The sequence below is a fragment of the Bradyrhizobium sp. 191 genome, assembly GCF_023100985.1.
Taxonomy (GTDB): Bacteria; Pseudomonadota; Alphaproteobacteria; order Rhizobiales; family Xanthobacteraceae; genus Bradyrhizobium; species Bradyrhizobium diversitatis.
On record NZ_CP064692.1, the window covers coordinates 5,037,842 to 5,063,687 of the forward strand.

23 protein-coding genes are annotated in these 25,846 nt (G+C 65.5%); 14 read left to right on the top strand and 9 right to left on the bottom strand.

All coding sequences use genetic code 11. The annotated features are described in order from the left end of the window. Positions 1 to 45: 45 nt before the first annotated feature. From IVB23_RS23335 to IVB23_RS23345, 3 genes are all read right to left on the bottom strand, one after another. Complete coding sequence (locus tag IVB23_RS23335) at positions 46 to 636, bottom strand: SCO family protein (protein ID WP_197966460.1); 591 nt, start codon at positions 634 to 636, stop codon at positions 46 to 48. A 24-nt stretch (positions 637 to 660) separates the two neighbouring features. Continuing rightward, positions 661 to 855, bottom strand: a complete 195-nt coding sequence (locus IVB23_RS23340) for a hypothetical protein (RefSeq protein WP_131871839.1) — start codon at positions 853 to 855, stop codon at positions 661 to 663. A gap of 110 nt (positions 856 to 965) precedes the next feature. Then, complete coding sequence (locus tag IVB23_RS23345; RefSeq protein WP_061879628.1) at positions 966 to 1,487, bottom strand: hypothetical protein; 522 nt, start codon at positions 1,485 to 1,487, stop codon at positions 966 to 968. Between the two features lie 263 nt (positions 1,488 to 1,750). Between IVB23_RS23345 and IVB23_RS23350 the strand changes: the two genes are divergently transcribed. The 7 genes from IVB23_RS23350 to IVB23_RS23380 all read left to right on the top strand — a co-directional run bounded on the left by IVB23_RS23350 (position 1,751) and on the right by IVB23_RS23380 (position 9,532). Beyond that, positions 1,751 to 3,409: an FAD-binding dehydrogenase gene (locus IVB23_RS23350; protein ID WP_247800194.1), complete on the top strand. Its 1,659-nt coding sequence runs from the start codon at positions 1,751 to 1,753 to the stop codon at positions 3,407 to 3,409. A 3-nt stretch (positions 3,410 to 3,412) separates the two neighbouring features. After that, positions 3,413 to 4,330 (top strand): PHB depolymerase family esterase, encoded by a 918-nt coding sequence (locus IVB23_RS23355; RefSeq protein ID WP_156505055.1) that lies wholly within the window; start codon positions 3,413 to 3,415, stop codon positions 4,328 to 4,330. Positions 4,331 to 4,453: 123 nt separating this feature from the next. Further along, entirely contained in the window at positions 4,454 to 4,804 is a 351-nt protein-coding gene (locus IVB23_RS23360) for a RidA family protein (protein ID WP_027575148.1), read from the top strand. A gap of 112 nt (positions 4,805 to 4,916) precedes the next feature. Further along, on the top strand, positions 4,917 to 5,282 hold the full coding sequence (locus tag IVB23_RS23365) for a nuclear transport factor 2 family protein (RefSeq protein WP_061879625.1): 366 nt from the start codon (positions 4,917 to 4,919) through the stop codon (positions 5,280 to 5,282). Positions 5,283 to 5,537: 255 nt separating this feature from the next. Beyond that, positions 5,538 to 8,126 carry a ligase-associated DNA damage response DEXH box helicase gene (locus IVB23_RS23370; protein WP_197966463.1) on the top strand — a complete coding sequence of 863 codons (2,589 nt, stop codon included), beginning with the start codon at positions 5,538 to 5,540 and terminating at the stop codon, positions 8,124 to 8,126. Between the two features lie 158 nt (positions 8,127 to 8,284). Next, positions 8,285 to 8,983: a ligase-associated DNA damage response endonuclease PdeM gene (gene pdeM, locus IVB23_RS23375; protein ID WP_247800195.1), complete on the top strand. Its 699-nt coding sequence runs from the start codon at positions 8,285 to 8,287 to the stop codon at positions 8,981 to 8,983. A gap of 117 nt (positions 8,984 to 9,100) precedes the next feature. Further along, complete coding sequence (locus tag IVB23_RS23380) at positions 9,101 to 9,532, top strand: hypothetical protein (protein ID WP_061879623.1); 432 nt, start codon at positions 9,101 to 9,103, stop codon at positions 9,530 to 9,532. A 61-nt stretch (positions 9,533 to 9,593) separates the two neighbouring features. Here the strand turns inward: IVB23_RS23380 and IVB23_RS23385 are convergent, their stop codons facing one another. After that, on the bottom strand, positions 9,594 to 10,349 hold the full coding sequence (locus IVB23_RS23385; protein WP_247800196.1) for a DUF2865 domain-containing protein: 756 nt from the start codon (positions 10,347 to 10,349) through the stop codon (positions 9,594 to 9,596). A 247-nt stretch (positions 10,350 to 10,596) separates the two neighbouring features. Then, complete coding sequence (gene pyrE / locus IVB23_RS23390) at positions 10,597 to 11,160, bottom strand: orotate phosphoribosyltransferase (RefSeq protein ID WP_028176382.1); 564 nt, start codon at positions 11,158 to 11,160, stop codon at positions 10,597 to 10,599. Between the two features lie 172 nt (positions 11,161 to 11,332). On the opposite strand from pyrE, the gene IVB23_RS23395 reads away from it, so the two are divergent. Then, positions 11,333 to 11,959 carry a glutathione binding-like protein gene (locus IVB23_RS23395; protein ID WP_197966467.1) on the top strand — a complete coding sequence of 209 codons (627 nt, stop codon included), beginning with the start codon at positions 11,333 to 11,335 and terminating at the stop codon, positions 11,957 to 11,959. A gap of 151 nt (positions 11,960 to 12,110) precedes the next feature. On the opposite strand, the gene IVB23_RS23400 is transcribed toward IVB23_RS23395, so the two are convergent. The 3 genes from IVB23_RS23400 to IVB23_RS23410 all read right to left on the bottom strand — a co-directional run bounded on the left by IVB23_RS23400 (position 12,111) and on the right by IVB23_RS23410 (position 16,877). Continuing rightward, positions 12,111 to 12,746: a LysE family translocator gene (locus IVB23_RS23400; protein ID WP_197966468.1), complete on the bottom strand. Its 636-nt coding sequence runs from the start codon at positions 12,744 to 12,746 to the stop codon at positions 12,111 to 12,113. Between the two features lie 142 nt (positions 12,747 to 12,888). Next, a complete protein-coding gene (polA, locus tag IVB23_RS23405; RefSeq protein ID WP_247800198.1) occupies positions 12,889 to 15,936 on the bottom strand; it encodes a DNA polymerase I in 3,048 nt (1,015 codons plus the stop codon). Between the two features lie 98 nt (positions 15,937 to 16,034). After that, complete coding sequence (locus IVB23_RS23410; RefSeq protein ID WP_197966470.1) at positions 16,035 to 16,877, bottom strand: LysR family transcriptional regulator; 843 nt, start codon at positions 16,875 to 16,877, stop codon at positions 16,035 to 16,037. A gap of 96 nt (positions 16,878 to 16,973) precedes the next feature. On the opposite strand from IVB23_RS23410, the gene IVB23_RS23415 reads away from it, so the two are divergent. Further along, positions 16,974 to 17,945 carry a quinone oxidoreductase gene (locus IVB23_RS23415; protein WP_247800199.1) on the top strand — a complete coding sequence of 324 codons (972 nt, stop codon included), beginning with the start codon at positions 16,974 to 16,976 and terminating at the stop codon, positions 17,943 to 17,945. Positions 17,946 to 17,950: 5 nt separating this feature from the next. Here IVB23_RS23415 and IVB23_RS23420 read toward each other — a convergent pair whose 3' ends face one another. Beyond that, on the bottom strand, positions 17,951 to 19,018 hold the full coding sequence (locus tag IVB23_RS23420; protein WP_247800200.1) for an acyltransferase family protein: 1,068 nt from the start codon (positions 19,016 to 19,018) through the stop codon (positions 17,951 to 17,953). 193 nt (positions 19,019 to 19,211) lie between these two features. On the opposite strand from IVB23_RS23420, the gene IVB23_RS23425 reads away from it, so the two are divergent. The 5 genes from IVB23_RS23425 (at position 19,212) to IVB23_RS23445 (ending at position 25,835) form a co-directional block, all read left to right on the top strand. After that, a complete protein-coding gene (locus IVB23_RS23425) occupies positions 19,212 to 20,528 on the top strand; it encodes a UDP-glucose/GDP-mannose dehydrogenase family protein (protein ID WP_247800201.1) in 1,317 nt (438 codons plus the stop codon). A gap of 128 nt (positions 20,529 to 20,656) precedes the next feature. Further along, the gene (gene hrpB / locus IVB23_RS23430; RefSeq protein WP_247800202.1) at positions 20,657 to 23,131 is read left to right on the top strand and encodes an ATP-dependent helicase HrpB; all 2,475 of its coding nucleotides are present in this window, start codon (positions 20,657 to 20,659) and stop codon (positions 23,129 to 23,131) included. Between the two features lie 127 nt (positions 23,132 to 23,258). Further along, positions 23,259 to 23,771 (top strand): TIGR02281 family clan AA aspartic protease, encoded by a 513-nt coding sequence (locus IVB23_RS23435; protein WP_247800203.1) that lies wholly within the window; start codon positions 23,259 to 23,261, stop codon positions 23,769 to 23,771. A 62-nt stretch (positions 23,772 to 23,833) separates the two neighbouring features. Further along, positions 23,834 to 24,130 carry a nucleotidyltransferase domain-containing protein gene (locus tag IVB23_RS23440; protein WP_247800204.1) on the top strand — a complete coding sequence of 99 codons (297 nt, stop codon included), beginning with the start codon at positions 23,834 to 23,836 and terminating at the stop codon, positions 24,128 to 24,130. A gap of 205 nt (positions 24,131 to 24,335) precedes the next feature. Next, on the top strand, positions 24,336 to 25,835 hold the full coding sequence (locus IVB23_RS23445) for a phosphomannomutase/phosphoglucomutase (RefSeq protein WP_247800205.1): 1,500 nt from the start codon (positions 24,336 to 24,338) through the stop codon (positions 25,833 to 25,835). Positions 25,836 to 25,846 lie beyond the last annotated feature (11 nt).

Here is a 25,846-nt window from a genome sequence, read left to right on the forward strand (position 1 = left end):
GCCCGGCCATGACGGTGTGGAAGCAGTTGGGCCCGAACGCAGCCTTCAAAGATACTTCTTCAAATCCGCCGCCGCCTCTTCCGGCGTCCGCTTCAAATTGAACGGAGAGACGAAGCGGCCGTCGCGGTCCATCAGATAGATCAGCGCGGTGTGGTCCATGGTGTAGTCGCCGTCCTTGGTCGGGACCTTCTTGGCATAGACCCGGTAGGAGGTGACGACCTTGGCGGTCTCGGCGGGGTCACCGGACAAGCCCTGGAGGTGCGGATCGAAGCTCGACAGGTAGTCCTTCATCGTCGCCGGCGTATCACGCTCGGGATCGACCGAGATGAAGATGGCATTGACCTTGTCGGCATCCTTGCCCATCACGCGCAGCACTTCCGAGATCTCGAACAGCGAGGTCGGGCAGACGTCGGGGCAATGGGTGTAGCCGAAGAAGATCAGGGTCGGCTTGCCTTTCAGGCTCTTGTCGGTGACGGCCTTGCCGTTCTGGTCGGTCAGCTGGAACGGGCCGCCGATCGCGGCCGGCTGCGCCACCTTGCTGACCCCGCCCATCGCCCAGAACATGATCAGGAGCCCGACAATGAGGCTTGCAGCGAAGGCGGTCGCGATCACCAGCGGACGGGTGGCGGAACTCATGGGCGGAAAACTTCCTATCGCAAGTCAGAAGCAGGCGGCAAAGCCGGTCCGGATCATTTCAAAGAACACCTGGCTGCCATAGTGGAACCAGAGCGCCAGCGCGCCGATCATGACGAGACTGCCGATTGCCGCGCCAGCCCACAGCAGCACGGATGGCATCCGGCCGGCAGTGGGCGAATTGTCCGATAGCCGATGCGCTGGATGCAGTGGTTGAGCCATGACAACGATCGGGACGACGGTCCCGGTTCCCAGGCTTTCAGATAGGCGTTGTGCCGCCTGCGGGCAAGCCGCCGCCGGCGGTGCAAAAGGGTCCCGTCAGGCTGCGAATATCAGTGAAGGATCTGACCCCGAGCGGATTCGAGCTGCTCGGTTTTTGGGAGCGATCGGCGCGAGGGCCTGGCCGTCGAGGCCTGCGCGTCCAGGTAGCAGGGCTTGTACATGGCCTCGAGCTGCTTGCCCCTCAGGAAGAGCATGCGTGGGGTCAGCCCGCCGCGCTGGCCGATCCAGCGCTTCACCTGCGAGGGATACATCGCATAGAGCATCTGGGTTGCTTCGGGATTGGTGATGGCGCGGCCGTTGGAGCCGAAATCCCAGGCGGCGTGGAAGCCGAGCGTCGCATGCGAGGTCACGCAGATCCGGTCGTGCGGAATTGCGCCGAGGACGATGGTGCAGGCGGAGGCGCAGAGGCCGTCGATGATGACCGTCTCGCCCGATTGCCTGAGGTCCTGGTATTTGTCGACGTAGGTTCCAATCCGGCCGCCGCGGTCATCCGCGATCCGAACCACCGCGTGAGAAGCCCCCATGCCCGCGATCAGGACAACCGCCGCAAGCAATCCCGTCAGAAACTTCATTGTCCCCGCCCCAGCGAATTCGAATCTGCGTGTCAGGTGGTGATGCACAGCTAGCGTCTGTCGTAACCAAGGTTTTGTCTAGGCAGCCCGGCGCGATCAAAACAAATTCAAATCCAGTGTTGCGTCCGCGCTGCACTCGGCCGGTCTCTATCCCAAAGCGGAACAAGTTAATGAGGACTTACGCGCCGCACCCTTGATCTCAGTTGCAACCGCTGGCTTCAATCCCGGGCAACTACAGGGGGGAACTCATGGAGGGGACATGCATGGCTGAGGAAACGGACGTCATCGTCGTCGGCGCGGGACTGTCGGGCCTCGTTGCCGCCACCGAGATCGCCGACGCGGGCAAGCGCGTGATCGTCGTGGACCAGGAAGGCGAGCAATCGCTGGGCGGGCAGGCGTTCTGGTCGTTCGGCGGATTGTTCCTGGTCGATTCGCCGGAGCAGCGCCGGCTCGGCATCAAGGATTCCTTCGACTTGGCCATGCAGGACTGGCTCGGCACCGCTGGCTTCGACCGCGACGAGGATTTCTGGCCGCGAAAATGGGCCGAGGCCTATGTGGCGTTCGCGGCCGGCGAGAAGCGAGGCTGGCTGCGCGCGATGGGCCATCGCATCTTCCCCGTGGTCGGCTGGGCCGAACGCGGCGGCTATGACGCGATGGGCCACGGCAATTCGGTGCCGCGATTCCATGTCACCTGGGGCACTGGCCCCGGCATCGTCGAGCCGTTCGAGCGCCGCGCGCGCGAGGCTGCCAAGGGCGGCCGGCTGAGCTTCAGGTTCCGCCATCGTGTCGATGCGCTCTCGATCACCAATGGCACCGTGGATGGCGTCAGCGGCGCCGTCCTTGCGCCCGACACGATCGAGCGCGGCAAGAGCTCCTCCCGCAACGTCGTCGGGGAGTTTGCACTGAAGGCGCAGGCGGTGATCGTCGCCTCCGGCGGCATCGGCGGCAATCATGAGCTGGTGCGGCAGAACTGGCCGAAGCGGTTGGGTGAGCCGCCGAAATTCATGATCTCCGGCGTGCCCGAGCATGTCGACGGCCGCATGATCGGCATCACGGAAACGACCGGCGCGCGGCTGATCAATCGCGACCGGATGTGGCACTATGTCGAGGGCATCCAGAATTGGAATCCGATCTGGCCGCGCCACGGTATCCGCATCCTGCCCGGTCCCTCCTCAATGTGGTTCGACGCCACGGGTACGCGGCTGCCGGCGCCGCTGTTCCCGGGCTCCGACACGCTCGGCCAGCTCAAATACATCATGTCCACGGGGTATGATTATTCCTGGTTCATCCTGACCCAGAGCATCATCAAGAAGGAGTTTGCGCTGTCGGGCTCGGAGCAGAACCCCGACCTGACCGGCAAGAGCTGGCGCATGACCTTGCGCCGTGCCACCAACAAGGGCGCTCCGGCGCCGGTGGAGGCGTTCAAGAGCCATGGTATCGACTTCATCGTCCGCGACAAGCTCGATGACCTCGTTGCGGCCATGAACAAGCTCGCCGGCAGCGATCTCCTGAGGCTCGAGCACATCAAGATGCAGATCGAGGCGCGCGACCGCGAGATGGCCAATCCCTACGTCAAGGACGCGCAGGTCATGAACATCCACAATGCGCGCCGCTACATCGGCGACAAGTTGATCCGCACCGCCTCCCCGCACCGCATCCTCGATCCCGCGCATGGGCCGCTGATCGCGGTGAAGCTCAACATCCTCACCCGCAAGACGCTGGGCGGCTTCGAAACCGATCTCGACTCCCGCGTGTTCGGGGAGGAGGGCCGCGTCATTCCCGGCCTCTACGCCGTCGGCGAGGCCGCCGGCTTCGGCGGTGGCGGCATGCATGGCTACCGCTCGCTGGAGGGCACTTTTCTTGGCGGCTGCCTGTTCTCGGGCCGCAATGCGGGCCGTGCCGCCGCCAAGGCGGTGGATTAGATCATGCTGCGATGGATGCGCATCGCGGCGCTGGCCGCTTCATTGGCGGCAGCTTCATCTGCATCCGCCGTTACGATCGACGTCAACGGTGTGAAGCGGTCCTACACCGCGCAACTGCCGGCCAAGAGGCCTGCACCGCTCGTGATCGTGCTGCATGGCAAGACCCAGCGCGGTGCCGACATGATCACGCGGACGGCCTGGCCGCAGGTTGCAAAGCGCGAGGGCCTGGCCGTGGTCTTTCCGGACGGGCTCAACAATGCGTGGGCGGACGCGCGAACGAAGGCCGGGCCCGCCCTGCGTGGACCGCCGGCAGGGACCGATGACGTCGCCTTCATCGCAAAGCTCGTCGAGAAGCTGGTGGCCGACGGCACGGCCGATGCAAGGCACGTCTTCATCGCGGGCATCTCCAATGGCGGCGCCATGGCGATGACCATGGCCTGTGCGCGCGCCGATTTGTTTGCGGCAGCTGCGAGTGTGATCATGAATCTCACCGACGAGGCCGCCGTCACGTGCCATCCGTCGCGGCCGGTCCCGATGCTGCTCATGAACGGCACCGCCGACCTGCTGGTCCCCTACGGCGGTGGACACGGAACGAGCTATTTTGCCGCAGACGGATTCTGGTCGACCGACGAGACGCTGGCGTTCTGGCGCAGGCTCAATGGCTGCGAGACCGACGACGCCGAGACGACTGATTTGCCGGACAGGGCGCCCGCAGACCATTCCACGGTCACGCGGATCTCCTCACGCTGTCCCCGGGGGCACGACGTCGTGCTCTATCGTGTCAACCATGGCGGCCATCGCGTGCCCGGATTTTCTCCGGATGCCCGCTTCCCGAAGGTCGCCGCCGGCCTGCTGGGGCCGCAGAACGCTGACATCGACGCTGCCGAGACGATCTGGACGTTCTTCAGCCGGTTTCCGTAAAGCGACGCTTGCATCGGCGGCGACCCATCCGCCGCATGCGTGCCCGGCCACGCATGCGTGCCCGGGGTGGCAGAGCGCGAGGTGCTGGGCTAGACAGGGCCGCCATTCCACCAGGAGATCCCAATGAGCATTCAGCGTTTTGAAACCGGTCCGCGCATGAGCCAGGTCGTCGTGCACGGCAACACCGTCTATCTCGCCGGCGTCGTCGCGAACAAGGCGGCCGGCGAAAGCGTGACGAAGCAGACCCAGGACATCCTGGCGACCATCGACGGCCACCTCGCCAAGGCCGGCACCGACAAGTCGAAGCTGCTGTCGGCAACGATCTACATCACCGACATGAAGACCTTCGGCGAGATGAACGCGGTGTGGGACGCCTGGGTGTCGCCCGGCAACACCCCGGCGCGCGCCACCGTCGAAGCCAAGCTGGCTGCCCCGCAATACACCGTCGAGATCATGGTGACGGCGGCGAAGTAATTTTGCGAAAACCTCACGCGCGTTGATGACCTCCGAGGTAATCGATCAACGCGCGTGAACCTTCGATAGTCGCGGTCAGCCGGACAACACGGCGCCATCGAAGGAGAGCAGCATGACCGACCCCGTCACCATCGCCCACCGCTACATCGAACTCTGGAACGAGCGCACGGCCGGCCGGCGCCGCGAGTTGCTCAGCGAAGACTGGACGACGGATGCGCGCTATGTCGATCCCTTGATGAAGGGCGACGGCCGGGACGGCATCGAGGCGCTGATCGCGGGTGTGCAGCAGCGCTTTCCCGATTTCAGATTCAAGCTGATTGGCGAGCCCGACGGCTATGGCGATCACATCCGCTTTTCGTGGGGACTTGGTCCCGATGGCGCCGACAGCCCGATCAAGGGCACCGATTTTGCCGTGCTGAAGGACGGCCGCATCAGAAGCGTGACCGGATTTCTGGACCAAGTTCCGGCTGGGGCGTGAGACCTCGTGCCCTTCTCGCCACAGGCGGATGGGGAATTGCATTCGGACTTTCACAGGAGGTCGTCATGCCCGGGCTTGTCCCGGGCATCCACGTTCTTCGTGCTGTGTGCAAGGCGTGGATGGCCGGGACAAGCCCGGCCATGACGATGTGGAGACCAGCGTGCCTCAAATGGACAGCGCATCTACGATTGCCCTGCCGCGGGCGGGGAGGGCTACCCCTCGACGAAGCCACCCCTACGGCTTACCTGTCATGCCGTGCCGCCCCGTATCCTCCAAACATCGGCCGAGCCGGCCGCGCTGCTGCCGGATCGCTTCCAGGCGTGGTTCGCAGCCCGCGGCTGGTCGCCGCGTGCGCATCAGCTGGCGCTGCTGGAGAAGGCGCGCGAGGACCGCTCGGCGCTCCTGATTGCGCCGACCGGCGCCGGCAAGACCCTCGCCGGATTTCTGCCGACGCTGGTGGAGCTGTCGGCGCAGTCGGTCAAACGAGACGCGGGCTCGAAAAACAACCTCGTCTCCACCGGCCGCAGCGTGCAGCGCGCCGGCGGCCTGCACACCCTCTACATCTCGCCGCTCAAGGCGCTTGCCGTCGACATCGCGCGCAATCTGGAGCGGCCGATCGCGGAGATGGCGCTGCCGATCAAGGTCGAGACCCGCACCGGCGACACGCCGGTGTCGCGGCGGCAGCGGCAGCGGCGCTATCCGCCGGACGTGTTGCTGACGACGCCCGAGCAGCTCGCACTGCTGCTCTCCTCCGACGACGCGCCGTTCCTGTTTTCCTCCCTGAAGCGCATTGTGCTCGACGAGCTGCATGCGCTGGTGACGTCCAAGCGCGGAGATCTGCTCTCGCTCGGGCTGGCACGGCTCTGGCGCCTTGCGCCGCAGATGCGCGCGATCGGCCTGTCGGCGACCGTGGCCGAGCCGGATCAGCTCGCGCGCTTCCTGGTGCCGCAGCCCGACGGCAAGGAAGCCGCCGCCGACATCGTCGTCGCCGGCGGTGCCGCGCCGCCCGTGGTCGAGATGCTCGATACGCGCGAGCGGCTGCCCTGGGCCGGCCACAGCGCGCGGCACGCGCTCCCTGAAATCTACGAGCTGATCAAGGCGAACAAGACCACGTTGGTCTTCGTCAACACCCGCAGCCAGGCGGAAATGCTGTTCCAGAATCTCTGGAGCATGAACGACGACGGCCTTGCCATCGCGCTGCATCACGGTTCGCTCGACGTCGCCCAGCGCCGCAAGGTCGAGGACGCCATGTCGGCGGGCAGACTGCGCGGCGTGGTCTGCACCTCCTCGCTCGACCTCGGGGTCGACTGGGGCGATGTCGATCTCGTCGTCAATATCGGGGCGCCCAAGGGCTCCTCGCGCCTGATGCAGCGCATCGGCCGCGCCAATCACCGACTCGACGAAGCCTCGCGGGCGGTACTGGTGCCGGCCAACCGCTTCGAGGTGCTGGAGTGCCGCGTCGCCATCGATGCCATTGCGGAGAACGCGCAGGACACGCCGCCCTTGCGCACGGGCGCCCTCGACGTGCTGGCTCAGCATGTGCTGGGCTGTGCCTGCGGGGAGCCGTTCCTTAGCGATGATCTGTATGCCGAAGTGCGCACCGCCGCGCCCTACGCCGACCTGTCGCGGCAGGATTTCGACGATGTCGTCGATTTCGTCGCCTCCGGCGGTTACGCGTTGAAGACCTATGAGCGCTTCGCCCGCATCAAGCAGGACAAGGAGGGGCGCTGGCGCGTCGCCAATCCAAAGGTGCGGCAGAGCTACCGCATGAATGTCGGCACCATCGTCGAGGACGACATGCTGAAGGTGCGGCTGGTGCGCTCGCGCGGCGGCGGCCAGGGAAAGGCAGGCGGCTCGACCGGGGTGATCGCGCGCGGTGGCCGGCTGCTCGGCGAGATCGAGGAAGCCTTCATCGAGGGCCTCAGCCCCGGCGATACCTTCGTGTTCTCAGGCGAGGTGGTGCGCTACGAGGCCCTGGTCGAGGACCAGGTCTATGTCTCGCGCGCGCACGACAAGGACCCGAAGGTGCCGTCCTATATGGGCGGCAAGTTTCCGCTCTCGACCTATCTCGCCGAGCGCGTGCGCCGGCTGCTCGACGACGGCCGCGCATGGGGCGGCTTGCCGGAGCAGGTGCGCGACTGGCTGTCGCTGCAGAAGGACGTCTCGCGCGTGCCGGCGGTGCGCGAGCTCCTGGTCGAGAGCTTCCCACGCGCCAACAAGCATTATCTGGTCTGCTATCCCTTCGAGGGGCGTCTCGCGCATCAGACCCTCGGCATGCTGCTGACGCGCCGGCTGGAGCGCGCCCGCGCGCGGCCGCTCGGCTTCGTCGCCAACGAATATGCCGTGGCGATCTGGGCGCTCGGCGATCTCTCCTTCATGATCCGGGACGGCCGGATTGACCTCGACGCGCTGTTCGACCCTGATATGCTCGGCGACGACCTCGAGGCTTGGCTCGCCGAATCCGCGCTGATGAAGCGCACGTTCCGCAACTGCGCCATCATCTCCGGCCTGATCGCGCGCCGCCACACCGGCGAAGAGAAGAGCCGCCGTCAGGTGCTGTTCTCGACCGACCTCGTCTACGACGTGCTGCGCAAGCACCAGGCCGACCACGTGCTGCTGCGCGCCGCGCGTGCCGATGCCGCCACCGGCCTGCTCGACCTGCGCCGTCTCGGCGACATGCTGGCCCGAATCCACGGCCGCATCACGCACTGGGAACTCGACCGCGTCTCCCCGCTGGCAGTTCCCGTAATGCTGGAAATCGGCCGCGAGTCAGTCTATGGCGAAGCTGCAGACGAGCTCCTGGCCGAAGCGGCCGACGAACTCGTCAAAGAGGCGATGTCGTAGACTGCTGTAGCGATGTTTTTTGGGGGCTCAATTCTCTCCACGTCATGCCCGGGCTTGTTCCGGGCATCCACGTCCTTGTCTCTGCGGCAAGAACGTGGATGGCCGGGCCTTCGCCGCGCCGAAGCCGCTTCGGCCGCGCAGGCGGGACAAGCCCGGCCATGACGGAGAATGTGGCGGTATCGATAACTTCGACGCGGCACGTTGACGTCGCAGGCATCGCGCTGCACGCCGATCTCTCCGGCGCGCTGTTCTGGGAAGAGCATCGCCTGCTCGTCGTCTCCGACCTGCATCTGGAAAAGGGTTCGAGTTTCGCTATGCGCGGCGTGCTGCTGCCGCCTTACGATACCTTCGCGACGCTCGGCCGGCTCGCCGCCGTCATCGCCCGCCATGATCCGCGGATCGTCGTCGCGCTCGGTGACAGCTTTCATGACCGCACCGCGCATGAGCGCCTGTCGCCCGACGATCGCAATGCCGTCGCGGCGCTCCAGGGCGGCCGCGACTGGATCTGGATCTCAGGCAATCACGATCCCATGCTGCCGCGTGATCTCGGCGGCACCGTCGCGGACGAGGTCACGATCGGCCCGATCACCTTCCGCCACGAGCCGACCGGCGCAAGTGGCGAGATCGCCGGCCATCTGCATCCGAAGGCGCGCGTCTCCGCGCGCGGTCGCTCGATGGAGCGCCGCTGTTTTGCCAGTGACGGGATGCGTGCCGTGATGCCCGCCTTCGGCGCCTATGCCGGCGGCCTCAGCATCCGCGACGCTGCCTTCGCCAGAATCTTTCCGAAGAACGGCTTCGTCGCCCATCTGCTCGGCGACCGTCGGGTCCATGCCATCGCGGCCTCGCGCTGCTATTGAGACGTCGTCGCGCCTCGGAACAAATTAAGAACACTTTAGCAAGTCTTTGATATATCATTGTGATTCGGTGCTTTGCCGACACAATATCTAGCGTCTGTCCGACTTTGCGAGGACTACATGTCCACCGTTGCCTTCGACCAATTTGCCCTTACCCGGATCGCCGATTTCGCGCGCTCGCTGTCACGGCTGCACCAGGCGGCCCGGCGCTATGCCGTCGATGACGACCAGTTCGATCGCGAATTCAACGCGGTGTGCCAGTCGATCTGGGGCTACACCATAGACGACATCAGCGACGATCTGTTCTCGACCGAGGATCATCAGTTTCTCGACACGTTGGACGAGGCTCATGCGCGCATCTTCGCGGCCGAGCAGGGTTACGACCTTGTCGACGAAGCGGGCATGCTGACCGATTGGTGGGGCTTTTGCTGGATGATCTTGGCCGAGAAGCGCGGCCTCTTGACGCCGGAAAACCGCGCCGCCGCGCGCGCGGCGATCGAGGAGAAATATCTGGCGGCGCCGAACGTGATCGGGGTGATTATCGGGAGGTGACGGCCGTGCCCCGGACAAAGCGCAGCGCGCCACGCGATGCGCCGCCGTCCGGGACACGAGATCAATCCAGCCCCGCGCGCTTGGCGGGCTTGGCGGCCGTTTTCGGCACCGTCACGTCAGGCAGCACCTCGCGCACGATCTCGGCAGGGGCCGGAGCGTCCGTCGACACCGTCTCTGCCCGCACCGGCGCCACTTTCATCTCGCCGAGGCGCGCGCGGACCTGGGCGGTGAGGCCGGGATAGGAGGCAACCGGGGTGAAGTCCGCAGCCTGGTCATTGCCGACGCGGATGCCGGTATAGGCGACGAGGCCGTCGGTGGTGGCGATCACGTCGCCGGCCTTCAGCGACGAATCCAGCGCAAGATCGACCGGGGCGAGGCCGACCGGATCGCGGCCGTTGCAGGTACAGTCGGGGCGCAGCGCCTTGCGATAGGCGAACGCGTTCTCGCTGTCGGCGTAGCGCTCGCCGGTCTGCGAATAGGCACCGTCGATGCTGGATCCAAAATAGATCTTTGTGGCGGTGGCGGGACAGAAGGCCTGACACATCTGCGCTGGTGAGACCATGCCTCGCATCAGCGGGAAATACTTGCCATCGCAGCTGCGCACGCAGAAAGCCGGGCCTGAGCCACCGGCTGCGGCCGAGCGTGTCGGCGGCACATATTGCGGATTCTGCTGGCCTGTGAAGGGATCGGAGGAGGAGTTCGGCTGCTGTGGTTGCGGCCGCTGCATTCCGCCGAACAGGAAGTCGAACAGGCCTTCGGCCGAAACCGGGGCCGGGGCCGCAAGCATGGGAACCGCAACCATGACGGCTGCGAGCATTGCGCGACGCTGCGTATGGGACAACTTTGTACGCACAGCTCACTCCACCCGACACTACGGAACCGGTCAGGACCGTTCGAGGTCTCCAGCACACGATTCACCGTAATCCGCGATGGTAAATGAGCGGTTGCGTGGCGGCGGTTTCAAGACGAGGCGGTGATCTCTTTATGGCCGCGCGCAGCTTTCACGGACGGCGTTGCTCCCGGGGCACGCTCTGGCATGCCGACGGAGAATCTATCGTCCTCTCTTACGCCTTCAGGAACTCCGACGCCTTGTACAGCGAGCGGAACGGCAGGCCGGCCGCACCGAAGGTGTCGGTGGCGCCTTCCTCGCGGTCGACCATGGTGAGCACCAGCACCACATTGGCGCCGGCCTCGCGCACCGATTCCACCGCCTTCATCGCCGAACCGCCCGTGGTGGTGACGTCCTCGACGATCACGACGCGCTTGCCCGCCAGCGTCTCGCCCTTGGGCAGGCCTTCGATCGCGAGCTTCGCGCCGTGTTCTTTCGGCTTCTTGCGCACGAAGAAGGCCGCGATCGGATGGCCCTTGATCCAGGAGATCTGAGCCAGCGCGCCGGCGAGCGGCACGGCGCCCATCTCGAGCCCACCGATGAAGTCGAGCTGATCGTCCTTGAGCGCCTCATAGGTCAGCTCGGCGAGCAGCGTCGCGCCTTCAGGGTCGAGCATGGTCGGCTTGAGGTTGAAATAGAAATCGCTCTTGCGGCCCGACGCGAGCGTCACCTCGCCGCGGCCGAATGAGCGCCGGCGGATGATTTCGAACAGGCGGGCGCGGGAGGCAGATTTCGACACGGCGGTCCCTCGAACAGCGTCTTTGGTGGAGGCGGAATTTATCCGGCACAGTCGCGACATTCCAGAGGGGGCGTCTCCCGTCAACAGGGATCGGCCATCCCGGACCGCCGGTTGTGGGGGCGCAACCTTCTGGAGTAGGTGAGGGGGCAAGCCTCCTGGGGAAGGAAACGGAATGACCATCGAGCTTTACACCTGGAACACGCCGAACGGCCGCAAGATCTCGGTCGCGCTGGAGGAGATGGGACTGCCCTACAAGGTGATCCCGGTGAACATCACCAAGGGCGAGCAGATGGCCCCCGAGTTCCTCAAGCTCTCCCCCAATAACAAGATTCCCGCGATCGTCGATCCCGAGGGGCCCGACGGCAAGCCCGTCAGCATCTTCGAATCAGGCGCGATCCTGCTTTATCTCGGCGAAAAGACCGGCAAATTCCTGCCGAAATCGCTGAGCGAGCGGATTCCCGTCTACGAATGGCTGATGTGGCAGATGGGCGGCTTCGGCCCGATGCCGGGCCAGGTGCACCATTTCATCGCGCTGGAGAATGAGCAGGAGCGCGCTTACGGCCTGAAGCGCTTCATGGCGGAGACGCGCCGGCTCTACGGCGTGCTGGACCGGCGGCTCGAGGGGCGCGACTTCGTCGCCGGCGAGCTCTCGATTGCCGATTTTGCCATCCTGGGCTGGGCCTGGCGCCACCCTCGCCACAAGGTTGATCTGGCCGACTTCCCCAACGTCAAGCGCTGGTACGAGGCCCTGATGGCGCGCCCGGCGGTGAAGCGCGGGATGGAAGCCAAGCTGGATTGAGGTTTCTTTTTCTCCCTCTCCCCGTTCTTACGGGGAGAGGGTTGGGGTGAAGGGCATCTCTCGGCGTGTGAGATCGACGTGAGACCTGTACCCCCTCACCCGGATCGCAGGAGCGATCCGACCTCTCCCCGCAAGCGGGGAGAGGTGAAAATCACACCTTCTTCGCTTCCACCGCCATCCGCACCGCGAGCCCGGCCAGCACCGTACCCATCAGCCAGCGCTGCACCAGCATCCAACTCGGCCGGTTGGCCAGGAACAGTGCGATCGATCCCGCCGCGAGCGCGATCATCGCATTCACGCTGACGCTGATCGCGATCTGGATCGCTCCTAACGCCACCGACTGCGCCAGCACGCTGCCGGCGGCGGGATCAATGAACTGCGGCAGCAGCGCCAGATACAGCATCGCGATCTTCGGGTTGAGCAGATTGGTGACGAAGCCCATCGCGAACAATTTGCGTGGGCTGTCGACCGCGAGCTTCCTCACCTGGAACGGCGAGCGCCCGCCCGGCTTCACCGCCTGCCAGGCGAGCCACAGCAGATATCCGGCGCCGGCAAAGCGCAGCGCGTCATAGGCGAATGGAATGGCGAGCAAGAGCGCCGTGATGCCGAACGCTGCGCACAGCATGTAGAACACGAAGCCGAGCGCCACGCCGCCGAGCGAGACGATGCCGGCCGCCGGCCCCTGCGTGATCGAGCGCGAGATCAGATAGATCATGTTCGGTCCCGGCGTGAGCACGAGGCCAAGGCTGACCAGGGCAAAGCCGAGCAGGGCGGAGGCATGGGGCATGGATGAACCGGTGCGGGAGATGAACTGGTTCTACTATGCGAGTCCGTGCCGGACCATCGCGCAATTGCTCGGAGGACAATTGAGTATCTCGCCGCGCATTCGGTACGCTCCCTCGCCCCGTTCTTACGGGGAGAGGAAGAGATCAATGCGCCTCGTCCCAATTGTTCGCCGCGCGCGCATCGACGTGGAGCGGCACCGAGAGCAGCACGGCCGGGAACGGCGCGTCCTGCATCACGTGCTGCACGACGGGAAGCGTCGCCTCGACCTCGGCGTCCGGCACCTCGAAGATCAATTCGTCATGCACCTGGAGCAGCATCTGCGCCGACAGCTTCTTTTCGGCCAGCGCGTCCTCCACGCGCGTCATGGCGCGCCGGATGATGTCGGCGGCGGTGCCCTGAAGCCGCGCGTTGATCGCGGCGCGCTCGTTGAAGGCGCGCACCGAGGCGTTGGAGGCCTTGATGTCGGGGTAATGGCACTTGCGGCCAAACAGCGTGGTGACGTAGCCGTGGCTGCGGCAGAAATCGCGCGTCTCGTCCATATAGGCGCGGATGCCGGGGAAGCGCTCGAAATACTTCTTGATGTAGGCGGAGGCCTCTTCGCGCGCGATGCCGAGCTGGTTGGCGAGGCCGAACGCCGAGATGCCGTAGATGATGCCGAAATTGATCGCCTTGGCGCGGCGGCGGATCTCGCTCGGCATGCCCTTGATCGGCACGCCGAACATTTCCGATGCCGTCATGGCGTGAATGTCGAGGCCGTCGCGGAACGCCTGCTTCAGCACGGGGATGTCGGCGATCTCGGCGAGCAGCCGCAGCTCGATCTGCGAATAGTCGGCCGAAACCAGCTTGTGTCCCGGCGCGGCGATGAAGGCACGGCGGATCTTGCGGCCATCCTCGGTGCGCACCGGAATGTTCTGAAGGTTCGGCTCGTTGGACGATAGCCGCCCCGTCGTCGTCGCGGCCAAGGCATAGGTCGTGTGCACGCGATGGGTCTGCGGGTTGACATAGGTCGGCAGCGCGTCGGTGTAGGTAGATTTCAGCTTGGAGACCTGGCGCCACTCCAAAATCTTCTTTGGGAAGTCGTGACCCTGCTCGGCGAGCTCGTCCAGCACCTGTGCGGTGGTCGACCACGCTCCGGTCTTCGTCTTGGTGCCGCCGGGCAGTCCCATCTTGCCGAACAGGATGTCGCCGATCTGCTTGGGGCTGCCGACATTGACCGGCTCGCCGGCGATCTCCTGGATTTCTGCCTCGACGCGCGCCGCGGTCTGGGCAAAGTCGCCGGAGAGCCGTGACAGGACCTGGCGGTCGATCGAGATGCCGCGCCGCTCCATGCGGGCGAGCACGGAGACCAGCGGCCGCTCCAGGGTCTCGTAGACGGCGCTCATGTGCTCGGCGACCAGGCGCGGCTTCAGCACGCGCCAGACGCGCAACGCGACGTCGGCGCCTTCGGCCGACAGTGGCGCGGCCTTGTCGACCGGCACCTGGTCGAAGGTGATCTTGCCCTTGCCGCTGCCGAGCAGCTCGCTTTCCTTCAGCATGGCATGGCCGAACCAGCGCTCGGACAACGATTCCAGCGCCTGCGAGCCGCGGCCGGCGTCGAGCACGTAGGAGATCAGGAGCGCATCGTCGATGTTGCGCAGGGTGATGCCGTGCTGCGCCAGCATCACGGCGGTGAATTTGACGTCGAAGCCGATCTTGAGGATGCCTGACGATTCCAGCACCGGTCGCAGCGCCTCGATCGCTTCCGCATGCTTGACCTGATCCGGTGCGAGGCCCGCGTCGAACAGGCCGGCGCCGCCGCCGGACTGCTTGTGCGCCAGCGGCACGTAGCAGGCCTCGTTCGGCGCCAGTGCCAGCGCGATGCCGCAGAGATCGGCCTGCATCGGATCGATCGAGTTCGCTCTCGTCTCGATCGCGACATGGCCGGCATCATGGATGCGCGCGATGAACGCGTTGAGCTCCTTAGGCGTCTTGATGGTCTGGTATTTGCTGCGATCGACCGGAAGCTTGCGCAGCGCCTCTTCGCGCGCGGCGGCGAGCGAGATGGGCGCACCCTTCGGGCTCGCAGCCTTGTCCTCCTTGCCGGCCGACTTGTTGGGTTTGCCCGGCGCGGCTTGCGCCGGCGTGCCGGTTCCCGGTGTGGGCACGACGTCCGAGGGCGGCAGCGTCGTGAATACGCTGGCGCCGCTGGCATAGCCCGGGTCGGCATCGACATTGGCGGGATCGATCTGCGAATATTCGGCGACACGTCGCGTCAGCGTCGTGAACTCCATCGCCTTCAAGAAGGCGATCAGCTTGCGCGCGTCGGGCTCGTGGACGGCGAGATCGTCCAGCGGAACCTCCAGGTCGACCTTGTCGTCGAGCAGCACGAGCTGCCGCGAGATGCGCGCCTTCTCGGCGTTCTCAAGCAGCGCCTCGCGCCGCTTGGGCTGCTTGATCTCGCCGGCGCGGAACAACAATTGGTCGAGATCGCCATATTCGGTGATCAGCTGTGCGGCGGTCTTGATGCCGATGCCGGGCACGCCGGGCACGTTGTCGGTGGAATCGCCGGCCAAAGCCTGCACCTCGACCACCTTCTCCGGCGGCACGCCGAACTTCTCGATCACCTCCGGGATGCCGATGCGGCGATCCTTCATGGTGTCGTACATGGTGACGCAGTCGGTCACGAGCTGCATCAGATCCTTGTCGGAGGACACGATGGTGGCGCTGGCGCCGCGCTCGCAGGCCTGTCGCACATAGGTCGCAATGAGATCGTCGGCCTCGAAGCCGGTCTGTTCCAGGCACGGCAGGTCAAAGGCACGCACGGCCTCGCGGATCAGTGCGAATTGCGGGATCAGGTCGTCAGGCGCCGGCGGCCGGTGCGCCTTGTAGTCCGGATAGATCTTGTTGCGGAAGGTGATCTCCGATTTGTCGAAGATGATCGCCAGATGCGTCGGCCGGTTGTCCTCGGGCATCTCGCGCAAGAGCTTCCACAGCATGTTGCAGAAGCCGAGCACGGCATTGACCTGCAGCCCGTCGGACTTGCGGTTCAGCGGCGGCAGTGCGTGATAGGCGCGGAAGATGTAGGAGGAACCGTCGACCAGGAACACATGATCGCCCTTGCCGGCCGCCTTCGCAGCAACCGGTTTGGCAGCAGCTGTCGCAGCTTGTTTGGTATCGGCTTTGGCGGAATTCTTCGGGAAGGTTTTTGGCATGGCCGCAATGTATGAATTTTTGCGGTAAAAGACAGCCTCGACAGACGGCAATTTTGCCGACTCGCACAGGCAATTCATGGCCTCGCAAAGGCGTGGGATCAGGCCAGGCAGTCTTCGAGAAAGCTCGCCACCGCGCGTACCGCCGGTGTGCGGCGCAGGTCGCGATGCAGCACCAGCCAGACCTCGCGCCCGACCGGACGGCCACCGATGTCAAGGCGCTGCAGCCGCGGGTCGGCCTCGCCCAGGAATTCTGGGAGGGCCGCCAGCCCAATTCCGGTCCTGGCGGCTGCCGCCTGGTTCTCAAGGTCGTTGGTGCGAAGCACGATCTCGCGCGTGCCGGCGAAGCGCATCAGCCATCGCTGCTGGGGTACCTCGTCCATGCTGGAATCATAAGCGACGAACGCGAAGGCATGCGGGGCTGTCGCCTGCAGATAGCCGGGCGAGCCGTAGAGAGCGAACTCGAAATAGCCGATCTTGCGGGCGATCAGCCCCGGCTCGGTCGGGCGCGACAGGCGAAGCGCCAGGTCGGCTTCGCGGCGATTGAGCGAGGCCGTGCGTTTCTCGCCGATCAGCTTGATCGTGATGCCGGGATGCTGTTGCCGCAGCAGAACCAGTTTTGGCGCGATCAGGAGGTTGGCCAGCGACGGCGGCGCGCTGATAGTGATCTCGCCGCTAACTTCCGATTTCGAGGCTTGCGCGGCGCGCTCCAGTGCAAACGCCGTCTCTGCCATCGGCGCGCCGATCTTGGCGATGCGCTTGCCGTCCTCGGTGAGTTCGTAGCTGCGTGGTCTGCGGTCCACGAGCTTGAGCGACATGGCCGCTTCCAGGGCGGCGACACGGCGGGCCACGGTGACGTGGTCGACGCCGAGGCTCCTTGCTGCGGCGGACAGGGTGCCCTCACGCGCGAGCGCCAGGAAATGCTGCAGGTCCGTCCAGTCCATCTGTGCGAATTCTCACAACTAGATCTCACTTTTGAGCAGTTTCGCAGATTTCCAAGTCATTCCATAGTTCTTCTGTTAACGACAGGAGAATGCGACATGGCCGTGATCGTGAGGTTGAAGGCGCCCGGCGGCGTAGACCAACTCGAACTCTTGAGCGCCGATCTGCCGCCGCCAGGCCGCGGCGAAATCCGGCTGCGGCAGACCGCGATCGGCGTCAATTCCATCGACATCTATCAGCGCATGGGTCTGTACGCCCTTCCGTCCGAGCGAATTCCGGGCGTCGAGGCGGTCGGGGTCGTTGCGGCGCTGGGTGCGGAGGTGACCTGCCTCGAGGTCGGCGACCGTGTCGCCTATGCGGGTGCGCCCGTCGGCGCTTACGCGTCCGAGCGCAATCTGCCGGCCTGGCGCGGCGTGAAGCTTCCGGCGGGCTTGCCGGACGAGACGGTCGCGACGGCGTTCGTCAAGGGTGTCACGGCTGACATGCTGCTCAGCCGCGTTTTCCCTGTCGTCCGTGGGACGACGATTCTCGTGCATAGCGCAGCCGGAGGGCTGGGGCAGTTGCTGACGCGCTGGGCCAGCGCGTTTGGGGCGGTCGTGATCGGGACCGTGGGTTCACCGGCGAAGGTCGAGGCGGCTCGCGCTGCTGGTGCGTCTCACGTGATCGTCGGGCGCGACGCCGATTTCGCCGCAGCCGTTGCCGATCTCACTGCAGGGCGCGGCGTCGATGTCGCCTATGACGGTGTTGGGGGGACGACGTTGCAGAAGACGCTCGCTTGCGTGCGGCCATTCGGCGTGGTCGCGAGCATTGGCCAGTCGGCCGGGCCGATCCCGCTGGTCGATGTCCACGATCTCGGGCCGCGACGCAGCTTGATGCTGGCGCGGCCGAGTGTCATGGCCCACATGAACGATGTCGATGCGTATCGCCGTTCCGCCGAGCGTGTGCTGGCTGCGATGGCCGATGGCGTGCTGCAGGTGAGCGGGAAAGCCTACAGTCTGCGGGATGCAGCGTTGGCTCAGGCCGAACTCGAGGCCGGTCTGACGACGGGAGCTTTGTATCTGCGTCCCTAAGTGGCCTATTCCGCGGGCTGTAGCGTGGCTGCCGCCTTCCTCGGCGCGATCCAGAACGCATCCGGCCGCTCGAACAGAAAGCGCGCATTGAGCCGCAGCGCCACCTGCCAGATCGCCAGCGCGCCGAGCACGCCGGCGATGGTGACGATCAGCGACACGGTGCCGATGTCGGGGATGACGCCCGTGCGCAGCAGCAGCGTCCGCGTCGCCGCCATCGGCAGGAAGAAGGCGAGGTAGATCACGATCGAATGCTCGCCGCAGAAGCGGAGGAAATTGAGCCACTTCGCGCGCGCAAGCAGCGTGCCCGTCGTGATGATGGCGCAGGCGCCGGCAAAGCCGAGCGCGAGCGAGACGATCTTCCATTCGCTGGCCCCATGCGCGACCAGGCCGGCATTGATCAATGCCCAGGCCGCGAGCGCTCCGAGCGCGAGCGCGGGATGCTTTCGTGCACGATCCGAAACGGCGAACACGTAAGGCGCGAACAGGTAGCCCGAATAGAAATAGACGAAGCGCGAGCAGAATTCGTCGATGACGGTCCAGCCGGTCGTGATCCGTGCGGTCTCCAGCGCGGCGGCGAGAAGCCAGATCGCGAGCGGCGGAAGCTTGCGTGTCAGTTTTGTGACGACGAAGAAGATCGGCAGCAGATAGATGAACCACAGCGTGCCGAACGGCTCGATGAAGGATTCGAGGTACAAGAGGCCGACGTCGCGCCAGCTTGTCTCCGCCGCGAAGGCGGGCGCCTTGAAGCCGAATTGGATTGTCACCCAGACGACATAAAAATAAGCGAAATGCACTACCTTGCGGTCGAGATAGGTTCGCCAGTCCCGATCGATCACGACAGACAGGAACAGGCCCGAAATCAGGAAGAAGTCCGGCATCCGGAACGGCTTTGCGAAGGCCACGGCGACATGCATGAACCCGGTCTGCCCGGCGGCGAGCTCGACCCCAAGCACCGAATGCATCATCACGACCATGACGATGCAGATGCCCTTGGCGTAGTCGACCCAGTCGACACGCGCGGCAGAAGGGGCGTTGGAAAGCCCGGCCGCCGCGATTGTGTCTGATCGTGCCATGATGTCCCCTTTCGAGGCGTGTTCCGCCCGTCCCTGTATGGGTGTGGGGCAGTTTGGAGCCCGGTGGTTTCCGACTTCTTTACCCGTTCAAATCGCGGGCCGGTTTTTGCATCCGGACTGTTCCATGACCTCGGGAAAATGCTAAACCGCCGCGAATTGGGCTTCCGTTAACCAAGCTGGGACAGGATTTTTCATGCGCATCGCGATGATCGGCACGGGTTATGTGGGACTGGTTTCCGGAGCCTGCTTTGCGGATTTCGGCCACGACGTCACCTGCGTCGACAAGGACGAGAAGAAGATCGCGGCGCTCCATCGCGGCGAGATCCCGATCTACGAGCCCGGCCTCGACGAACTGGTCGCGACCAACGTCAAGGCCAAGCGGCTGGACTTCACCACCGATCTCACCAAGCCGGTCGCGGATGCTGATGCCGTGTTCATCGCGGTTGGCACGCCCTCGCGCCGCGGCGATGGCCACGCCGATCTGTCCTACGTCTACGCCGCCGCCCGCGAGATCGCGCAAGCGCTCACCGGCTTCACCGTCGTGGTGACCAAGTCGACCGTGCCGGTCGGCACCGGCGACGAGGTCGAGCGCATCATCCGCGAGACGAACCCTGCGGCCGACGTCGTGGTCGCCTCGAACCCCGAGTTCCTGCGCGAGGGCGCGGCGATCCGCGATTTCAAGTTCCCCGATCGCATCGTGGTCGGCATCTCGGACGAGCGCGGCCGCAAGGTGATGGGCGACATCTACCGTCCGCTGTCGCTGAACCAGGCGCCGCTGATGTTCACCGAGCGCCGCACCGCCGAGATGATCAAATACGCCGCCAACGCGTTCCTGGCGACCAAGATCACCTTCATCAACGAGATCGCCGATCTCTCGGAAAAAGCCGGCGCCAACGTCCAGGAGGTCGCGCGCGGCATTGGCCTTGACAACCGCATCGGCACAAAATTCCTGCATGCAGGCCCAGGCTTCGGCGGCTCGTGCTTCCCGAAGGACACCAAGGCCTTGATCAAGATCGCGCAGGACTATGACGTGTCCTTGCGCATCGTCGAATCCGTGCTGGCGGTCAACGAGAACCGCAAGCGCGCGATGGCACGGAAAGTGAGCCAGGCGCTCGGCGGCTCGCTGCGCGGCAAGACCATCGCCGTGCTCGGCCTCACCTTCAAGCCCGACACCGACGACATGCGCGACGCGCCGTCGATCCCGCTGGTGACAGGCCTGATCGACATGGGTGCGACCGTCAAGGCGTTCGATCCCGTCGGCATGGAGCAGGCAAAAAGCGAGCTGCCCAGCATCACCTACTGCGAGGACGCTTATTCCTGCGCGGAAGGCGCGGACGCGCTCGTCATCGTCACCGAATGGGTGCAGTTCCGCGCGCTCGATCTCGATCGGTTGAAGCAGACCATGGCGCAGCCCGTCCTCATCGATCTCCGCAACATCTATCGCCCCGAAGACATGGAAGCCGCCGGCTTCACCTACGAGAGCGTCGGCCGGCCCCCTGTGCAGGGCTGATAGCTGCATTTCTCGTTGAAAGAAGCCGTCATGGCCGGGCTTGTCCCGGCCATCCACGTCTTGTTCACTCTCGCCTGAAAGAACGTGGATGCCCGGCACGAAGGCCGGGCATGACGAGTGGATAGACCTTGCCCCGCAGCTTCGACACGCCCCTCCCGATCGATGCCGTGCTCGACGATCTGTCGCGCACGCTGGAGGCTAACAACGCCGCCGTGCTGGTGGCGCCGCCCGGCGCCGGCAAGACCACGCGCGTGCCGCTGGCACTGCTCGATGCGCCCTGGGCGAAGGACAGGAAGATCATCGTGCTGGAGCCGCGGCGCATCGCGGCGCGGGCCAGCGCCGATCGCATGGCCAAATCGCTCGGCGAGCGGGCCGGCGAGACCGTTGGCTATCGCGTCCGCTTCGGCTCGAAGATCTCGCGCGCCACGCGCATCGAGGTGGTGACCGAGGGCATCTTCACCCGCCAGATTCTCGACGATCCCGAGCTTTCAGGCGTCGCCGCGATCCTGTTCGATGAATTCCACGAGCGTTCGCTCGATGCCGATCTCGGCCTCGCGCTGGCGCGCGATGCGCAAACCGGCCTGCGCGAGGATCTCCGCATCCTCGTGATGTCGGCCACGCTCGACGGCGCGCGCGTGGCCAAATTGCTCGGCGATGCGCCCGTCGTCGAAAGCGAGGGCCGCGCGTTTCCGGTCGAGACGCGCTATCTCGGCCGCAAGGCCGATGCGCCGATCGAGCGGCAGATGGCGGACGCGATTGCATCGGCGCTGCGCGCCGACAGCGGCTCGGTGCTGGCGTTCCTGCCGGGCGCCGCCGAGATCCGCCGCACTCAGAACTTTCTCGGCGAGCGCGTGCACGACGCCTCCATCGAGATCGTGCCGCTGTTCGGCGCGCTCGATGCCGCCGTGCAGGACCGCGCCATCGCGCCGGCACCCAGGGGCTCGCGCAAGGTGGTGCTGGCGACCTCGATCGCCGAGACCTCGCTCACCATCGAAGGCGTGCGCATCGTGGTCGATTCCGGTCTCGCCCGCGTCCCGCGTTACGAGCCCGACATCGGCTTGACCCGCCTCGAGACCGTGCGCGCCTCGCGCGCGGCGGTGGACCAGCGCCGCGGCCGCGCCGGCCGCACCGAGCCCGGTGTCTGCTACCGGCTCTGGGACGAGCCGCAGACGGCCGCGCTTGCGCCCTACACCCAGCCGGAAATCCTCAGCGCCGATCTGTCCTCGCTGGTGCTCGACCTCGCGCAATGGGGCGTCACTGATCCCGGCGCATTGTCGTTCCTCGACCCGCCGCCGCAGCCGGCCTGGAAGGAAGCAAAAAGCCTGCTGTCCGAGCTCAACGCGCTCGATGGCGACGGCCGCATTACCGCAGAGGGCAAGAGCCTGCGTTCGCTGGCGCTGCCGCCGCGGCTGGCGCGCATGATCGTGGATTCGCATCGTGCAGGCGGCGGCGAGGCCGCCGCCGAGATCGCCGCCATCATCACCGAGCGCGGGTTAGGGGGCGACAGTGTCGATCTCGAACACCGGCGCGACCAGTTTCGCCGTGACCGCTCGCCGCGTGCGTCCAGCGCGCGCGACCTGGCGCGGCGCTGGGCCTCGCAGGTCGCGGCGTCGGAGAAAGCCGGGCAGCAGGAAGATCTCTCGACCGGCCTGATGCTCGCCTATGCCTTTCCGGACCGTGTCGCACGCAACCGCGGCAATGGCAGTTTCGTGCTCGCCAACGGCCGCGGCGCTTCGGTCCAGCAGACCTCTTCGCTCGCCCGCGCGCCCTACATCGCGATCGGCGAGATGACGGGGACGGCGGCGAGCGGACGCATCCTGCTCGCCGCGCAAATCACCCAGGACGAGATCGAGCGGCATTTCGCCGAGCATATCGAGACCGCCGATGAGATCTCGTTCGATCGCGGCGCGATGGCGCTGCGCGCGCGGCGCAGGCGCGTGCTGCATGCCATCACGCTGTCCGAGGCGACACTTGCCGTGTCGCCCTCGGAGGAGACCGCGCGCATCCTTGCCGATGGGTTGATTGCGGCCGGTCTCGACCGGCTGCCCTGGTCGAAGACCGCAAAACAATGGCGCGACCGCGTGATGTTCCTGCGCAAGGCCGAGGGCGAGGCCTGGCCCGATCTCTCCGACGACGGGCTGATCGCGCGGCGCGAGGATTGGCTGGTGCCGGCGCTCTACGACAAGATCGCGCTCAAGGATATCTCAGCGGGCGATCTCTCCGACGCGTTGATGGCGCTGCTGCCTTGGGACATGCGCGCGCGGCTGGATCGCGAGGCGCCGACCCATTTCGAAGCGCCGACCGGAAGCGCGCTCGCGATCGATTACGAGGCCGAGCAGGGGCCGACCATCGCGGTACGGCTCCAGGAACTGTTCGGCCTCAACACCCATCCCTCGATTGCCGCCGGCAAGGTGCCGCTGGTGCTGGAATTGCTGTCGCCAGCGCAGCGCCCGGTGCAGGTGACGCGTGATCTCCCCGGCTTCTGGCGCGGCAGCTACGCCGCCGTGCGCTCCGACCTGCGCGGCCGCTATCCGCGCCACCCCTGGCCGGACGACCCTGCCAATGCGCTGCCGACCCGGCGGGCAAAGCCGCGCGGGACGTGAAAGTTCGATCGCGCATTAACCGTCCGCTCATGCTTTTCGTCAAAATAGCAGCTCTCTGACCGCGGCTTCGCTCGCCGCCGGGCACGCTGCGTGATGAAATCGAGCTTTCCGGCTCGGAAGTGGTGTGATGCGTAACATTATGATCTTCGCGGCCGTGATGATCGGCCTCGGCACCTTCATGGCCCAGATGGCGGACAAGATGAACTCCGCCTCCGCCACCTCGGTCCCCCGCACGACGGTGGCCGTTGCCTCCACCGCCCCGGCCGGCGGCCGCAGCCTCAGCATTTCGCGCGACGGCCGCGGTCATTTCCAGACCGAGGGCCGCATCGACGGCCAGCGCATCGGTTTCATGATCGATACCGGCGCCTCCGTCGTTGCGCTGAACGAGACCTCGGCCGCCCGCTTCGGCCTGCGTCCCTCGCGCGGCGAGTACACCGCCACCGTCTCCACGGCCAACGGCACCATCAAGGCCGCGCGCACCCGTATCGCCATGTTAGAGGTCGGCGACCTCATCGTGCGCGACGTCGATGCCATGGTGCTGCCGGACGCGGCCTTGTCGGAGAACCTGCTCGGTCTCTCCTTCCTGTCGCGCCTGAAGCGCTTCGAATATTCCAACGGCCAGATGGTGCTGGAGCAGTAGGCTCGCCGTCGCGCCCGAAGGAGGGCCTCCCGCCGGGGCGAGCGGGGTGCTATATTCCATCCATGAACGGCCCCGATGCGATAGCGATTCTGCGACAGTTCGAGCCTGCCCTGCGCCAGCGGGGCGTTGTGCATGCTGCGTTGTTCGGGTCGGTGGCGAGGGATGAAAATCATTCCGGCAGCGACCTCGATATCATGGTCGAGATTGATCCCGATGCGCGGATCACGGTCTTCGATTATGTCGAGCTCAAGGAGTATATTGCCAAGCTGTTTGACGAGCCCGTTGACGTCGTCAACCGCGACGCCCTGAAGTCATACGTCGCTCCCGCCGCCACGGCCGACGCAATCTATGCCTTCTGATCGCGTCGGCGGGATTCTCCAGGACATCCTTGCACGGCTCCAGAGCTAGCCGTTCTGGTCAGACATTTATATCGCGCCACGAGCCCCTCCTTCGTTACCAATCTGCCGCAATTATCGGCCATAAGCCCTCAATCCCGCCTTCCGCTGCGGCCGGGCATTCGCTTAGGCTGCAGCAATCCCGCCCCTTTTTCACGAGACCGTCTCAATGTTCCCGAAGCCGAAATCCGTACTGCTGCCAAACACCTACGCCTTCGAATCAGAGCCGATGGTGAAGCCGACGGGCTTTCGCGAATACGACGCGCGCTGGTTGTTCCAGAAGGAAATCAACCTGATGGGTGTGCAGGCGCTCGGCATGGGGCTGGGCGCGCTGATCGCCGAGCTCGGCGTCAGGCAGGAGATCGTCACCGGTCATGATTTCCGCGGCTATTCGGCCTCGATCAAATATGCGCTGATCTCCGGCCTGATGGCGGCGGGATGCAAGGTGCACGATATCGGCCTCGCGGTGACGCCGATGGCCTATTTCGCGCAGTTCGACCTGGATGTGCCCTGCGTCGCCATGGTCACAGCTTCGCACAACGACAATGGCTGGACCGGCGTCAAGATGGGCGCCAACCGCCCGCTGACCTTCGGCCCCGAGGAGATGACGCGGCTGAAGGAGATCGTGCTCAACGCGGAGTTCAAGAACAAGGCGGGCGGCTCCTACCAGTTCCACGAGAACTATCCGGCGCGCTACATCGCCGACCTCACCAATCGTCCGAAGCTCAAGCGCAAGCTCAAGGTCGTCGCGGCCTGCGGCAACGGCACCGCCGGCGCGTTCGCGCCGCAGGTGCTGGAAGCGATCGGCTGCGAGGTGATCCCGCTCGATACCGAGCTCGACCACACCTTCCCGAAATACAATCCGAACCCGGAAGACATGGAGATGCTGCACGCGATCCGCGACGCGGTGCTGCATCACAAGGCCGATGTCGGCCTCGGCTTCGATGGTGACGGCGACCGCTGCGGCGTCGTGGACGACACCGGCGAGGAGATCTTCGCCGACAAGGTCGGCGTGATGCTGGCGCGCGACATGTCGGCAATCCACAAGGACGCGCAGTTCATCGTCGATGTGAAATCGACTGGCCTCTTCGTCACCGACCCCGTGCTGCAGAAGCAGGGCGCGAAGACCGCCTATTGGAAGACCGGCCATTCCTACATGAAGCGCCGCACCAACGAGACCGGCGCGCTGGCGGGCTTCGAGAAGTCCGGCCATTTCTTCTTCAACAAGCCGTATGGACGCGGCTATGACGACGGCCTGGTCTCGGCGATCGCGATCTGCGACATGCTCGACCGCGCGCCCGGCAAGTCGATGGCCGACCTGAAGAACGCGCTGCCGAAGACCTGGTCGTCGCCGACCATGTCGCCGCACTGCGCCGACGAGGTCAAATACGGCGTCATCGACAAGGTGGTGAAGCACTTCGAGGGCTTGCAGGCGAAGGGCGCCAAGATCGGCGGCCAGGCGATCCGCGATCTCGTCACCGTCAACGGCGTCCGCGTCACGGTCGAGGACGGCAGCTGGGGCCTCGTGCGCGCCTCCTCCAACAAGCCCGAGCTCGTCGTCGTGGTCGAGAGCCCGGTCTCCGAGCAGCGCATGCACGACATGTTCGAGATGGTGAACAGCGTGCTGCGCACGCATCCCGAGGTCGGCGAGTACAACCAGAAGATCTGAGCGCTAACGCG